At 59.8% G+C, this 14,764-nt stretch carries 12 protein-coding genes; 2 read left to right on the top strand and 10 right to left on the bottom strand.

Features of this window, described 5'->3' with window-relative positions:
* Positions 1 to 5: 5 nt before the first annotated feature.
* From BLQ41_RS20510 to BLQ41_RS20535, 6 genes are all read right to left on the bottom strand, one after another.
* Positions 6 to 1,661 (bottom strand): PqiB family protein, encoded by a 1,656-nt coding sequence (locus tag BLQ41_RS20510; RefSeq protein WP_090183673.1) that lies wholly within the window; start codon positions 1,659 to 1,661, stop codon positions 6 to 8.
* A complete protein-coding gene (locus BLQ41_RS20515) occupies positions 1,642 to 2,301 on the bottom strand; it encodes a paraquat-inducible protein A (RefSeq protein WP_090183675.1) in 660 nt (219 codons plus the stop codon). Before BLQ41_RS20515 ends, BLQ41_RS20510 begins: the two co-directional genes overlap by 20 nt.
* Positions 2,298 to 2,894, bottom strand: a complete 597-nt coding sequence (locus BLQ41_RS20520; protein WP_090183677.1) for a paraquat-inducible protein A — start codon at positions 2,892 to 2,894, stop codon at positions 2,298 to 2,300. Before BLQ41_RS20520 ends, BLQ41_RS20515 begins: the two co-directional genes overlap by 4 nt.
* Before the next feature lie 213 nt (positions 2,895 to 3,107).
* Complete coding sequence (locus BLQ41_RS20525; RefSeq protein WP_090183679.1) at positions 3,108 to 4,400, bottom strand: NAD(P)/FAD-dependent oxidoreductase; 1,293 nt, start codon at positions 4,398 to 4,400, stop codon at positions 3,108 to 3,110.
* Entirely contained in the window at positions 4,397 to 5,485 is a 1,089-nt protein-coding gene (locus BLQ41_RS20530) for a polyamine ABC transporter substrate-binding protein (RefSeq protein ID WP_090183680.1), read from the bottom strand. Before BLQ41_RS20530 ends, BLQ41_RS20525 begins: the two co-directional genes overlap by 4 nt.
* 152 nt (positions 5,486 to 5,637) lie before the next feature.
* Positions 5,638 to 6,996 (bottom strand): glutamine synthetase family protein, encoded by a 1,359-nt coding sequence (locus BLQ41_RS20535; protein WP_090183682.1) that lies wholly within the window; start codon positions 6,994 to 6,996, stop codon positions 5,638 to 5,640.
* Positions 6,997 to 7,158: 162 nt separating this feature from the next.
* On the opposite strand from BLQ41_RS20535, the gene BLQ41_RS20540 reads away from it, so the two are divergent.
* Positions 7,159 to 8,079, top strand: a complete 921-nt coding sequence (locus BLQ41_RS20540; RefSeq protein WP_090183684.1) for a helix-turn-helix domain-containing protein — start codon at positions 7,159 to 7,161, stop codon at positions 8,077 to 8,079.
* A gap of 23 nt (positions 8,080 to 8,102) precedes the next feature.
* On the opposite strand, the gene BLQ41_RS20545 is transcribed toward BLQ41_RS20540, so the two are convergent.
* Complete coding sequence (locus BLQ41_RS20545; RefSeq protein ID WP_090183686.1) at positions 8,103 to 10,487, bottom strand: DUF3772 domain-containing protein; 2,385 nt, start codon at positions 10,485 to 10,487, stop codon at positions 8,103 to 8,105.
* 223 nt (positions 10,488 to 10,710) lie between these two features.
* Here BLQ41_RS20545 and BLQ41_RS20550 point away from each other — a divergent pair, with 223 nt between their 5' ends.
* Complete coding sequence (locus tag BLQ41_RS20550; RefSeq protein ID WP_167360498.1) at positions 10,711 to 11,004, top strand: hypothetical protein; 294 nt, start codon at positions 10,711 to 10,713, stop codon at positions 11,002 to 11,004.
* Here BLQ41_RS20550 and BLQ41_RS20555 read toward each other — a convergent pair.
* Genes BLQ41_RS20555 through BLQ41_RS20565 form a run of 3 tightly spaced genes read right to left on the bottom strand, consistent with a single transcriptional unit; the run spans position 10,989 to position 14,657 of the window.
* A complete protein-coding gene (locus tag BLQ41_RS20555; protein ID WP_090183687.1) occupies positions 10,989 to 12,014 on the bottom strand; it encodes a DUF2955 domain-containing protein in 1,026 nt (341 codons plus the stop codon). The two genes, BLQ41_RS20550 and BLQ41_RS20555, sit on opposite strands and share 16 nt — an antisense overlap.
* The gene (locus BLQ41_RS20560; RefSeq protein ID WP_090183689.1) at positions 12,004 to 13,122 is read right to left on the bottom strand and encodes an HlyD family secretion protein; all 1,119 of its coding nucleotides are present in this window, start codon (positions 13,120 to 13,122) and stop codon (positions 12,004 to 12,006) included. Before BLQ41_RS20560 ends, BLQ41_RS20555 begins: the two co-directional genes overlap by 11 nt.
* Positions 13,119 to 14,657 carry a TolC family protein gene (locus BLQ41_RS20565; protein ID WP_090183691.1) on the bottom strand — a complete coding sequence of 513 codons (1,539 nt, stop codon included), beginning with the start codon at positions 14,655 to 14,657 and terminating at the stop codon, positions 13,119 to 13,121. Before BLQ41_RS20565 ends, BLQ41_RS20560 begins: the two co-directional genes overlap by 4 nt.
* Positions 14,658 to 14,764 lie beyond the last annotated feature (107 nt).

A 14,764-nucleotide genomic window follows, 5' to 3' on the forward strand; every position in this document is an offset into this window, starting at 1 on the left:
TGGGGTCAGTTGCGCGGCGGCGCTTGCAGGTCCATCGGCGCGGCGTTGTTGGGGCGCCCGCGAATCAGCGATTCCGGGTGCCGCCCCAGGTAATCCGAGAGCTCGCGCAAAGAGCGCGACATGCGTCCCAGTTCGTCCAGGGTTTGGGTCAACTGTTCTCGTTGCGGCGAATCCTCGGCCAAGGTCGAACTGGCTGATTGCAGGGTCTTGCTGACATCGGCCAGGGTTGTTTGTACCCCGGGCAAAGTCTTGGCATTGAATTGCGCCAGGCCTCTACGCAATTCGACGAGGTTGCTGTCCAGATTGCCGGCGATGCGTTCTATCGGCAGTTTGTTAAGCTTGTCGATCATAGCCTCCAGTTTGCCCTGCAGTTCTTCAAGGCTGCCGGGAACGGTCGGAATGCTGACAGGCCGGGCGCTTGGATCGAATACGACTTTTTCAGCTTTCGGATAGAAATCCAGCGCGATGTACAACTGGCCGGTCAACAGGTTGCCGCTGCGCGCCTGAGCACGCAGGCCATTCTCGATAAAGGTGCCGATCAGGCGCACTCCACCTGCTTCATCGCTGGGGTCATGATTGTAGGCTTTGAGCAATTTTGTGTGCGCCTTACCCAGGCGTTGCGGGTAGATCACGATGCCGACGTTGACCGGGAAGCTCTTTTTCTTCTCGTCGAAATCCAGATTGACTGAAACCACTTTGCCGATTTCCATCCCGAGGAATTCCACGGGTGCATCGACCTTCAATCCACGCAGAGCCTGGTCGAAACGCAGGGACAGGAACTGCCCCTTGCCACTGGGAGGTGCGAGGGCACTCTGCTGGTCCTCAAACAATTCGTAGGCGTATTCTTCAGGCGCGGGTTTGTCGTCGGGGTTGTAATCGGGTGCGCGAAACGCGATGCCCCCCACCAAAATCGAGGACAACGACTCGGTCCTTACCGCAAAACCATTGGCACCGACGCTGACATCTACGCCGCTGGCGTTCCAGAATCGGGTGTTTTCAGTGACATAGGCGTCGTTGGGCGAGTGGATGAACAGGTCGATGTTCACGCCTTTGCCATCGGGGTCCAGGGCGTAGGCCACCACCTGGCCCACCGGGATTTTGCGGTAGTACACCGGCGAGCCGATATCCAGCGACCCGAGGTCCTGAGTATGCAAGGTAAAGCGTTTGCCCGGCTCGCCATACGTAATGGCGGGTGGGTTTTCAATGCCCTTGAATTGCTTGGAGCGAGCGTTGGCCTGGCCAATGTCGGCGCCGATGTAGTCACCGGAAAGCAGGGTATCGATACCCGACACCCCGCCGGCTCCGATGCGTGGACGCACCACCCAGAACTTCGAGTCTGCGCGGGTGAAACTCTCCGCCTGTTTGGCCAGCTTGATTGTGGCGTTGACAGACTTCTGATCGTTGCTCAGTTCTACGTCCGAGACATGGCCGATCACGACATTGCGGTATTTGACTTCGGTCTTGTTGGCGGTCAGCCCGTCACCGGTCTTGAAGGTGACGGTGATGGTCGGGCCTTCCTGCATAATGCTGTGGACCACCAGGGAAATCCCCACCAGTACCGCAACGATGGGCACGATCCAGACCAGTGAAACGCTGAAACGACGAGTTTTTACAGGGGCTTGCCCGGGGGCTTGCGGCCCGTCAGTGGCTTGCGACTTCATCCATGTCCTCCTCGTTCTGGGGGGTGGCCGACCGCTCGTTATCCCAAATCAGTCGAGGGTCGAAACTCATCGCCGACAGCATGGTGAACACCACCACCAGGCCAAAAAACAGAATGCCCGGGCGCGGTTCGATATCGGCCAGGGCTTCAAACTTCACCAGTGAAGCCACCAGGGCCACCACAATCACGTCGAGCATTGACCAATAACCGATGACCTCGACAAAGCGATACATTTTTGAGCGCTCTTTGCGCGCCCAGTCGCTGTCGCGTTGCACCGTGACGAGTAGCAGCGTCAGGGCGACGAACTTGATGCCGGGCACCGCAATGCTCGCAATGAAGATGATCAGGGCGATGTCCCAGGCACCGGCTTCCCAGAACTCCAACACACCACTCATGATCGTGCTGTCGGCGCCATTGCCGACCATCTTGGTGTTCATTACCGGTAACAGATTGGCCGGCACGTAGAACGCCAGGGCCGTGAACATGTAGGCCCAGGTCCGGGCCAGCGAGTTGGTTTTGCGTCGGTGCAGTGGCGCGCCGCAACGTTCGCATTCGTGGGGCTCATGGGTCATGTCACAGGCCATGCCGCAGCTGTGGCACAGGCACAGGTTGAGTTCGCTGGCGACCGGGGGCGTTTTCATAAGACGTCCCACAATTCACGGACATCGCGACCGGCAATGCGGATCATCATCAGACTGAGTATGGCAAGGGCAAACAGGCCGATACCGGGAAGCACATCGAGCAACCCGGCCAGCTTGATGACCGCAACCATCGCGCCCAAGAGGCAAACCTCCAGCATGCTCCAGGGCCTGAGGGCTTCCAGCCAGCGCATGCAAAACCTGAAACCCGGCGAGCGCCGGGAGGCGAGGGCGTAGCTGAGCACCCAGATCAGCAGCACCAGCTGAAAAATCGGGGCGATGATCATCGCAATCGCCGCCACCATGGCGATGAAGGTGATGGGGCCGAGGCTCAGGGCCAGTACCGAATCCCAGAGGGTTGCGCTGTTTTTCAGGCCCTTGAGGCTGATGCTCATGACCGGGTAGAAATTGGCGAAAATCCACAGCATCAGCGCGGTGAAGGTCAACGCCAGGCGTTGCTCCACCGTCAAGCCGTTATAACGCTGGAGCACACCGCCACAGCGTATGCACAGGGTTTTTTGATGTTTGGCGAGCGTGACTTTTTCATACACGCAGTCGCAGTGCTCGCAGATGATCAGATGGTTTGTCGTAGCCATAGGCCGCATTCGCCAGGACACAGGAAAGTCAGAGCACCCCCTCAATATAGAAGTGCCTAGCGATAGAGCAAATCGAAAGGCACAAACGCGTTGTTGTTGATCGTTCCCACGCTCTGCGTGGGAATGCCTCACCGGACGCTCTGCGTCCGCTTTTTGGAACGCGGAGCGTCCCTGGCTGCATTCCCACGCAGAGCGTGGGAACGATCATGATCTTCAGCCGAGCAATTCGCGCAGGCGATACCAGAACATGCCAAGCGCCAGCAGTGGCGAACGCAGCATCGGCCCACCGGGAAAGGTCATGTGCGGTATGGCGCTGAATACGTCGAAGCCCTGGCTGTGTCCGGCATGGATGGCTTCGCCCAACAGCTTCGCGCACCAATGGGTCACGTTCAGCCCATGCCCGGAATATCCCTGGGCGTAGAACACATTCGGGTGCAGGTTCAAGCGCCCGACCTGCGGGAAGCGATTGGCCGAGATGCCGATCTTGCCGCCCCATTGGTAATCAATGCGCACATCGGCCAGTTGCGGAAAAACCTTGAGCATCTGCGGGCGCATGTAGGCGGTGATGTCCGCTGGGTCGCGCCCGGAATAATGGCAGGCACCGCCGAACAGCAAGCGTCGATCCGCCGAGAGCCGGTAGTAATCGAGCCCGACTTTCTGGTCGCACAACGCCAGGTTCTGCGGGATCAACTGCGCTGCCACCTCAGGTGTCAACGGCTCAGTGGCAATGATGTAGCTGCCCGCTGGGAGCACCTTGCCGCTAAGTGTCGGTTCGAGGTCTTCAAGGTGCGCGTTGCAGGCCAGCACCAGGCTGCCGGCGCGCACCGTGCCAGCGGCGCAACGAATCTGCACGGTGCTGCCATGAATCACCTCCAGCACCGGGCTCTGCTCGAAGATCTGTACGCCCAGCGATTGCGCCAGCCGTGCTTCGCCAAGCACCAGGTTGAGTGGATGCAAATGGCCGGAACCCATGTCGACCAGCCCGCCGGCATATACACCGGAATTCACCACCTGCTGACGGATCTGTTCCGGCCCGACCAACCGCGTTTCGTGGGCGTAACCCGACTCGACCAAACCGGCCTGTTCCGCTTTGAAGGCGGCGAACTGCGTTGGGGTGTTGGCCAGTTCGCAAAAGCCCCAGCGCAAGTCGCAATCGATGCCGTGTTCACGGATGCGCTTGCCCACCAATTCCACCGACTCGATGCCCGCGCGCTCCATATAACGCACGCCTTCTTCGCCGACATAACGGCTGAAACCACTGACGTCATGCCCGATGCCGCGGATCAATTGTCCGCCGTTGCGCCCACTGGCGCCCCAGCCGATGCGCCGGCCTTCCAGCACAATCACCGAGAGCCCGCGTTGGGCCAGTTCGATGGCCGTGTTGACCCCGGTAAAACCGCCGCCGATCACGCAGACATCGGCGAACAGATCCTCGGTCAACGCGGGGAAAGGCGTCAGGTGACGGGCTGTCGCGGCGTAATAGGAATGTGCGTGTTCGTTGTTCATTTGTTGGACTTCACTTTGCTCCAGGAACGGGTCATCAAACGCATGATCGCCTGGGGCGGGGTGGTCGAAATGTAGAGTTTGTCGAGGACGGCCTGCGACGGATACACCTCTGGATTGTTCACCAAGTCAGCGTCCATGAAGGCCTTGGCGGCCGGGTTGGGGTTGGCGTAGCCGACCGAGGCACTGACCTTGGCAATCACCGGCGGGTCCAGCAGGTAGTTGATAAAGGCATGGGCTTGTTTCGGATTGCTGGCATCGGCCGGAATCGCCAGCAGGTCAAACCACAAATTACTGCCTTCCTTTGGAATGGCATAGGCGATGTTGACGCCGTTCTTGGCTTCCTTGGCGCGGTTGGCCGCCTGGAACACATCACCCGAATAGCCGAAGGCTACGCAGATGTCGCCGTTGGCCAGGTCCGACACGTACTTGGACGAATGGAAATAGGTGATGTAAGGCCGGATGCTCAACAGCTTGGCTTCGGCTTTCTTGTAGTCTTCGGGGTTCTCGCTACGCGGATCCATGCCCATGTAATTGAGGATCGCCGGGAACACTTCATCGGCCGAGTCCATCATCGACACACCGCACTGGCTGAGCTTCTTGATGTTCTCAGGTTCGAACAGCACGGCCCAGGAGTCGATGTGATCGACGCCCAGCACTTGCTTGATCTTGTCGACGTTGTAGCCGATGCCGTTGGTGCCCCACAGGTACGGCACGGAATGCTCGTTGCCCGGATCGTTTTTCTCCAGCAGTGCCAGCAGTTTCGGGTCCAGGTTCTTGAAGTTGGGCAGCTGTGCGCGATCCAGTTTAAGGAACGCGCCGGCCTTCACCTGGCGAGCGAGGAAGTGGTTGGACGGCACCACCACGTCATACCCGGTACGGCCGGCGAGCAGTTTGCCCTCCAGGGTTTCGTTGGAGTCGAATACGTCGTAGATCACCTTGATGCCGGTGTCGGCCTGGAAGTCGACGAGGGTGGTGTCGCCGATGTAATCGGTCCAGTTGTAGACACTGACGGTAGGCTGGGCCTGCGCAACCGCGCTGAACAACAAGGTCAGCGCGACCGGAACCATGGATTTCAATAGACGCATTCGACACCTCTTTGAGTTTTTGAATTTTTCAGGCGTTTGATCGTTCCCACGCTCCGCGTGGGAATGCCTCAAGGGACGCTCCGCGTTCCACTGGGACGCAGAGCGTCCCGGGCTGCATTCCCACGCAGAGCGTTGGAACGATCATGGTGGGGTTAGACGCTGAACAGCAGGAACTCACGCTCCCAGGAGCTGATCACGCGCTTGAAGTTCTCATGCTCGGCACGCTTGACCGCGACGTAACCCCTGACGAATTTGCTGCCCAGGTAACGCTCGATGGTTTCGCTTTCTTCCATCTGCGTCAGCGCGTCTTCGATGGTGATCGGCAAGCGCAGGTTGCGCCGTTCGTAGGCTCGACCCTGCACCGCCGCGCTCGGTTCGACGCCTTCGACCATGCCGATGTAGCCGCACAACAGGCTGGCGGCAATCGCCAGATAAGGGTTGGCGTCCGCGCCCGGCAATCGGTTCTCGACACGCATGGCTTCGGGGCTTGAAGTCGGCACACGCAGGCCGACGGTGCGGTTCTCTTCGCCCCATTCGACGTTCACCGGCGCCGAAGTGTCCGGCAGGAAGCGGCGGAACGAGTTCACGTTCGGCGCAAACATCGGCAGCACTTTGGGGATGTATTTTTGCAGGCCGCCGATGTGGTGCAGGAACAGTTCGCTCATGTTGCCGTCGGCATCGACGAAGATCGGCTGGCCCGTGGCGATGTCGACCACGCTCTGGTGAATATGCATGGCGCTGCCGGGCTCATCGCCAATCGGTTTGGCCATGAACGTCGCCGCGACGTTGTGTTTGAGCGCCGCCTCACGCATGGTCCGCTTGAACACGGTGATCTGGTCGGCCAGGTCCAGCGCGTTGCCATGACGGAAGTTGATTTCCATCTGCGCCGGGCCGTCTTCGTGGATCAGCGTGTCAAGATCCAGGCCTTGCAGTTCGCACCAGTCGTAGACGTCTTCGAACAGCGGGTCGAATTCGTTGGCGGCATCAATGGAAAACGACTGGCGACCACTTTCAGCTCGCCCCGAACGGCCCATCGGCGCCTTGAGCGGCAAGTCCGGGTCTTCGCAGCGCTGGGTCAGGTAGAACTCCATTTCCGGCGCGACAATCGGCCGCCAGCCTTTGTCGGTGTACAGCTGCAACACTTTCTTCAACACGTTGCGTGGCGACAGTTCGATCGGGTTGCCGAACTTGTCGAAGGTGTCGTGGATCACGATCGCCGTTGGTTCGATGGCCCACGGAATCACGTACACCGCGTCGGCGTCCGGCTTGCAGACCATGTCGATGTCGGCCGGGTCCAGCAGGTCGTAGTAAATGTCGTCGTCGACAAAGTCCCCGGTTACCGTTTGCAACAACACACTTTCCGGCAGGCGCATGCCTCGCTCATGCAGGAACTTGTTGGTGGGTGCGATTTTGCCGCGTGCAATGCCGGTCAAGTCACTGACCACACACTCGACTTCGGTAATCTTGTGATCTTTCAGCCACGTGAACAGCTGATCGAAGGGGACATTCATAAAGACCTCGTTATTGGTTTTATTAACGTCGGGGAGGGTGGTTTCATCCACCACACACTTCCCCTGTGACGCGTTGACGACTATCTTGGGCGAGCCTTGTCGTTCCATCTATCCACTTTAAGCAGCACCAAAACGCACCAAACGAGTGCGTAAGGTCATCCCATGTCAGCGTCCAGTCCGTTACAGGTTCAAGCGTTCAACACCGATGATGTCGCCGCGCAAATCCGCGCCACACCGGGTTGGGTGCAGCATTATCAGCAGATGTCACCGGGGCATTTCGCCGGGCGTGTGCGCTACCTGGACCTGCAAGGCGTGGAGATTTACGAAGAACAGATGAACACCCGGGTCGAGCAGAATTTCAGTGCGCCGCAGGGTTCTCTGGCGTTTTGTTTTGATCGCAGCGACAACGCGCTGTACGTGTTGAATGGCGAAAGCCGCAACATCTGGATCACCCCGGAGAACTACCAGGAAGTCGCCGTGGTGTTCGGCCCCGAGTTCGTCCAGCGCCACGGCTTGAACGTCGCGCGGCTGGAAGGCTTGTTCATGTCGCCGCTCAACTGCGGGCAGAACGCCTTGTTCAGCCGCTGGTTGAGCGGCACCTTGACCCGGCTGGCAGAGACGCTCGATCCACCGAGCAAGGAAGCGCTGACCCAGCAGTTGCTGGAGGATTGCCTCTACATCCTCGATAACGCCTGTGTGTGCCTGGACCGCGGTGGACTGCAGCGGCGCACCGAAGAGCGCACGATCATGAAACGCATCGGTGAGTGGGCGGCTGATTCACCGGAAGAAACCCTCAATCTGCTGGAGCTGTCCCAGGTTGCCGGGGTTTCCCTGCGTCAATTGCAGCATGCGTTCAAAGCCTTCACCGCCATGACCCCGACCCATTGGCTGCGCCTGCGTCGGCTCAACAGCGCACACCGCGAACTGCTGGCCCGAACACCGAATGAGACCACCGTCGCCGAAGTGGCGATGAACTGGTCGTTCTGGCATTTGGGACGGTTTTCCAGCAGTTACCGGGCGCTGTTCAAGGAACTGCCGAGCGAAACGCTGAAACGCGCAGTGCCAAAAAGAACCCTGGTTTAAGGTCGGCTCTGGTTGGCGTCCAGTCAGGTCACGGGCGCCGGTTTCGCCAGCTCAATACCCGCCGCCCCCAAGCGCTTGAGGATTTCAAACAACAGATCGCTTTTGGTCGTGCCGACGATTCTCGGGCTGCTGACGTAACCGGTGACCGTCAACGTGATGCCGTCGGGAGACAGTTTGCTGAAACGCACAAACGGCGCCGGTTTCTCAAGGATGGTTTCGTGTTCCTGATAGGTGTCGTACAGCAGGTCTTTCACTTGTTCAGGATCAATGTCCAGCGGGAACACCAGTTCGAGTGTCGCGACCCCTTGGGCACTGCCGCCGAGGGTGACGTTGCGCAGGTTCTGCGAGATCAGTTGCGAGTTGGGGACGATGACGATCGAGCGGTCACTGAGTTGTATTTCGGTAGCCCTGACGTTGATGCGCCGGATGTCGCCTTCGACGCCGCTGATGCTGATCAGGTCGCCCACCTTGACCGGCCGCTCGGTCAGGAGAATCAGGCCGGAAACGAAATTCTTGACGATTTCCTGCAAGCCGAAACCGATGCCCACGGACAGTGCGCTAACGATCCACGCCAGGTTGGTCCATTTGATGCCCAGCGATGACAGGGTCAACAGAATCACCAAGGCGTAGCCGATGTTGGCAAACAGTGTGCTCAGTGAGGCACACATGCCGGGGTCCATGTCGGTCTTGGGCAGGAACTCGTTATCCAGCCATCGGCACAGTGAGCGAATCAGGTAGATACCGATCAACAGGGCCAGCACGGCTTTCAACAGGTGGTCGGGGATGATATTCAGTTTGCGCAAACCGTCGCCGCCGAGGATGGCGAACGTTTGGGTGAACAGTTGCCCCAGTGTGGTCCCGACCCCGCCCACAAACAGTGAAATGACCGCCAATAGAATTAACGTGGCACGCCCCGCGCCGGACAAAATGACCGAGACTTGCTCAAGGCGTACATCGCCGATTCCGAGCAATTGCTTGAACGCTTTGCCGCTGGGGCTCTTGGGTGAAAACAGGTACTCGCAGGTGTCTCTGAACACCTGCGTCAGCAAGTAGAACCCGCACAGGATGATGAAACCCCAGACCAGTTGATAAGTGATGAACCGTGCCAGGGAGACATAGCCGATCAACAGCGCAAGCAGCGCCACCACGATCACGACGGCGGCGAACGAGTAAATCAGTCCGGCCAGGGTGGTGCTCGATTCGGGCGCCTCACCGCTGTCCACTACGGCTCTTCGGACTTGGCTGGCACGGCGGAACAAGGCACCGATAATCACTGTGACCAGGAGCGAAACCACTCCCCGACCAAAGAGGATGGCCGGTGCGCTCATGCCGGTGACATTGGTGATTTGCGCCAGGCCCACCAGAATCAGCAGTGTGACGGACAACAATCTGGGGTAAGGCTGGATCGCCAGCGCAACCGGGTCGGCGATGGCGGGCAGGCGCCAGGACGGATGCCGGGTCGACAGCAGCGCCCGGCTCAAACCGGTGATCAGGATGCAGACATAGATGACTTTTTCGAATTCATCGGCGAAGTTCTGAATCATGGGCGACAACGGCATGTCTCGCGTAAGCGCATAAAACAGCAGTTGCATCGCGCAGGCGGTGGTCAATACCGTCGCCACGACGGAGGCCAGGGCAAGCGAGCTTCGGCGCAAACGACCTTCGGGCATTCGATGAATGCATATCCAGGTCAGCCCGCGTTCGGCAATTCGTCGACCCCAGGACCAAATGGCTGCCGCCAGCAACACAAGGGTCACGCCAGACAGTCGATTGCCGGGCTGCCAGGCGGCCTGGAGCGCACTGCCGGCCTGCTGGATGAATTCAGCAAGGCGCTGGCGGTCCTCCGGCAGTGGATTGAACAACGGTGCCCAGAACCCCGGCGACAGGATGCTGCCGCTGCGAAGCGTGACTTCGGTTTCCAGAATGCTGCGTCGAATGCCGGCAATTTGAATGATCAGGTCGGCAGCGTTGGCTCTCAGCGCCGCCAGGGTTTTCAAATTGAAATCGACTTTGATCTTTTGCTCGGACAGATAGGCCCTTTGTGTCGCAATGTCCGATTTTTCCGGCGTGATTTCGCCCTGTGACACTGGACCCAGCACATCAAGCTGGGCTTGCAGTTGCTTCTGTTCGGGCAGCAGGGAAGACTGCAAGGTGTCCACATCCTTTATGAACAACTGCACGGAGTCCTGCAGGCCGACCATCTGCGTGAGGTTATTGGCCTGCGAAATCTGCTGCTTGATCCGGTCGAGACGGGCTTGCAGCGCTTGCAGATCACTTTGGGAGACTGCAACGGACGAAGGGCCTGAAACAGCCGATGGCGGCAGCAGTTCGGCAGCCGACAGCACAGTGGCGTTCGGTCCAAGCAGCGTGAGCACGACGAAAATCATTGACTTCAATGCCTTGCGCATAGGAGTGCCCGGCTCTGTTATTGGTCGCTTGACCTATGAGGTTAGGCCATCACGCCAAAACGATCGAAAAGAATCATGGGCAGGCGCCTTCGGGGCTATTGCGCAAGGGGAACGAACGGTGTGTGATCTACACTCCTTTTTGCTCAATCAAGCCGGTCATCTGTCTTGAGCTGCCAAACCACCCGGTGTACTTGCAGGGTAACGGACTGCGTTGGAGGTCTATATGAATAAGGTGTGGTTCGTCAGTCTGTGCGCTGTATTGGCCGTTACATGTTCCCAGGCCTGGGCGGAAACCGTCGTGCCGATGAAGGAACAGGACTCGCAACAAACCAAGCTCGATATCGACGATTGCCATGACGTGGCACTCAGTGAGAGCCCAACGCCGCCGCCCTCGGGCACTGATGCGTCTGAAACACACGGGCGTCAGCACAACGAATTTTATGAAGGCGACCAGGACGAAACGAAGACGGCCTATGTCAATTGCCTGCAAGCACGGGGTTATCAGGTCAATCCTTGAGTTTTTTGCCGCCGCGCCTCGAGCAGATGAACCATCAGGCAGGCATACAGTGTCACGAGCAGGAACAACCCCATGCGCACGGCGAACGCCGTGTACACGTCCTTGCCGGCGATGCTGTCCTGCACCGACTGGCCCAACAGGATAATCAGCGTGATCAGGGTGTTGAGCCAGAACCCGGGGGTAAACCGCGTCGGGCTCAGGGCATACAGTTTGCGCGCCAGCACCAGGCCGAACAGCAGCATCCACAGAAAGAACATCCACAGGTGCACAAACAGACTCAGGGCACTCCAGAACAGGATCGCCAGCAGGCCCGCGGACAGGGTCGAACCGACGAGTTCACGGCCGGCGTTGCGGGCGTTTATCGTGGAGCTTTGCTGGCCCAGGCTGACGGCCTTGAGGATGATGGGCAAGTAACCTGCCGGGTCGATCAGCGCCATGAGGAACGCCGGTAGCACGATCAGCGTGGCACGTAGCGCAACCCGACTGACCTCTTCATCGGGCAGGGCTGCGGCGGGCGGCGGCGAAGGGGCATTGGGCGGGTCCGGGAATAATCCATGACTGATCGCCACGACCAACACCGCGAGCAGCAGGCCCTTGACCAGGGCCCCGATAACCAATGCCGCCAGGTCGAATTCGGCAACGCCTGCCGAGGAGATCATGGTCAGGCCGATCACCAGAAAGGTCACGATCAGTTGATTGCCGCCGCGCAGGCCAAAACGGAAGACCAGGAACAAACACACACCGATCACCAGCACCCCTGTGACGGGGTAGTAACGCAGTACCGGAATCAATAGCAGGCCGACACTGGTGGTCAACATCGCGACCAAGGCGAGCACCACGGCCGCCTTGAACGGCAGCGGGCGATTGACCGAGGCCAGCAGGATCAGGCACAACACCGGCGCTAAAAAGGGAATCGGCAAGGCCAGGCCGAAACTAGCGGCCAGGCACAGCGCCGTGCCCGTGGCCAGGCGCAGCGCGCGTTGTTCGCGCGGTGTGCGCTTAGTAGGCATAGCTCAGCCAGCTCATGAACCCCACAAACAATCGACCAAGCGGATTCAACGGATTGCCCTCGGAGGGGAAGGCCATGACTTCCGCCTGCCCGCCGGCACGGATGGCTCGGTTGTCGCGCAGCGTGGCGAGTGCCTCTGGGGAGAACTGGATGATCACCGGAAAGCGCTGTGCCGGCCGCAACCAGTCGCGGCTGTTTTGCACGCTGGGCAACGTCCCTGGCGCGGTTGGCTGCCCGACGCTGATGCCATAGCCGATACTGCGCACCTGGCCTTCAAAAATTTCACCCGGTAGCGCGTCCAGCACAATGGCGACCGGCGTCTCGGGCTTGATCAGGCCCAGGTTGTTTTCGGTCATGTCCGCGCTGATCCAGACATCGTGGATGGCAATCAAGGTCATGACCGGGCTACCGGCCGCGGCGAATTGCCCGGCGTCGGTACGCAGGTCGGTGATCAGCCCCGCCGAGCGCGCACGGATCTGCGTGTTGGACAAATCCAGTTCGGCTTTCGACAGCGCCGTGGCAGCGCTGCGCAACAGAGCGTTGGTTTCCTCGCTGCCACCTTCCTGCTCGCGCGCACGCTGGACTTCGGCACGGGCGGCGGCGACCTGGCTGACGGCCTGTTCACGGTTGGCGCGAGACACTTCAAGCACGCGTACGGAGATGGTGCCAGGGTCTTCGCGATACAAACCTTCAAGACGCTGATTGTCTTGCCTGGCCTTGAGTTCGTTGGCCTGGGCAGCCCTCAAGTTGGCTTGGGCCGAGGCTATGCCGGCGGTGCTGGCGCCGACCTGTCGACGTGTCGACTCCAGGTCTGCGCGAGCCCGGTCGACGGCAATCTGGTACGTCTGCGGATCGACCTCGAAGAGCACGTCACCGGCCTTGACGTCCTGATTGTTGCGCACATTGACGCGGATCACCCGCCCGGCGACTTCAGAGGCGACCGGAATGACGAAGGCTCCCACCCGCGCCTGTTGCGTGTAGGGCGTGAAGCGGTCGGCCAACAAATACCAAGTCAGGCTCAAGACAATCAGCAGCAACACCCATTTAATGCCTTTTTTCGCCGGGTCGGGCGCGGGCGTTTCGGGAACGGTCTGCGCGGCTTCGCTCATGGTTGTTTTACCTTGTCGGGCAGAGGGGAGGCGGCTTCGTTCAACAGGTCGCCCCAGTCGGTGCGTTGTTCCATCTGCTGGCGGGTGGCCGGGTCAATGATTGGCTGGGCGCTGTACCAACCGCCGCCCAGGGATCTGTAGAGAGCAATCAGATTGCTCACGGCATTACTGCGAGCGACCAGGTAGTTGTCCTGCTGATCGAGCAGCGCGCGTTGGGCGTCCAGGACCCGCTGGAAATCTGAATAACCTTCGCGGTATTGGATGCTGGCGAGCACCAGTGAACGCTGGGCTGTCACTGCGGCTTGCGCGAGGATTTGCTCGCGCTCCAGCGACTTGATCACCCCATAGGCGGCATCGTCGGCCTCGCGCGCGGCCTGACGTACTTTGTCGCGATAGGCCTCGATCAGCTGCTGCAACCGCGCATCCTGAACACGCACGTTGTTGCTGATCTTTCCGTAATCGAACACGTTCCAGGTCAGACTGGGTCCGCCGATCAGGTCCAGGCTCCTGGACGTGCCCTTGAGCGTATCGGCCGACCAGACAATGCTGCCCAGCAAGGTTAGTGATGGATAGAAATCGCTTTCGGCCACCCCGATCAGCGCCGACTGTGCGGCGACGTTCAGCTCGGCGGCTCTCACGTCGGGCCGACGCAGCAGCAGATTGGCCGGTACATCCTGCAGGACAGCGCGGTCGACCAGCGGGATCAAGCCTGGATTCTCCGACAGTTGCGGCAAGGCACCTGGCGGTTGCCCGATCAGTACGGACAAGGCGTTGCGGGTTCGCTGGATCTGGTCTTCGAGCGTAGGCAAAGTGCTGAGGGTGCCCAGGTATTGGGTCTTGGCCTGTTGCAGGTCAAGCTCGGCACTCTGGCCACTTTTGAACAGTTTTTCGGTGATGTCGACGTTGCGCAGTTGCTGTTTCGCGTTTTCCCGAGCGACGCGCAGCCGCGCCTCGGAGGTGCGCAACGAAAAATAGCTGTCCGCAACCTGGGCGCGCAGCAACACGAGCACGTCTTCGTAGTTGGCTTGGGCGGCAAAGTAGCTGGCATCCGATGACTCGATCGCTCGGCTGAAGCGCCCCCAGAAATCCAGCTCCCAGCCAATGTCGAACCCGGCACTGTTTTGCCAGAAATGGCTGTCCTGCGGATTGTTGCCGCCCGATTGTCGGCGGTTGACGTACAAACTGTCGGCGCTGACTTGTTGCAACTGCGGGTACAAGGTGCTTTGAGCAATGCCCAGTTGGGCGCGCGCTTCAATCACCCGCAGGCCGGCGATTTTCAGGTCTGAGTTATGGGCATCGGACTCAGCGATCAGACGGTCCAGGACCGGGTCGTTGAAGATGCTCCACCATTGCCGCAAGTCCGGCGTCAGCGCGCGCTGGCTGGCGTGGGCAAGGGCAGGGGTGTCCCAGTGTTTGATCCACGCCTCTGCGGGGGGCTGGAAGTCCGGTCCCAGCCGAACGCAGCCGCTTAGCCCCAGTAAGCCCAGCAATATGAGGTGGCCCGGCCTCATCAGCAGGGATTGACGTGGAGGCATTCCGTAGGTTCCAGCCAAGGACGATCACTGGAGCATAGCCGCCCAATCGGGCAATCGGCGGCCAAGCTTTCAAGCGTCCGGGAACCTTCGGCGATCACTGAACGGCA

The sequence above is a fragment of the Pseudomonas arsenicoxydans genome, from assembly GCF_900103875.1.
GTDB lineage: Bacteria > Pseudomonadota > Gammaproteobacteria > Pseudomonadales > Pseudomonadaceae > Aquipseudomonas > Aquipseudomonas arsenicoxydans.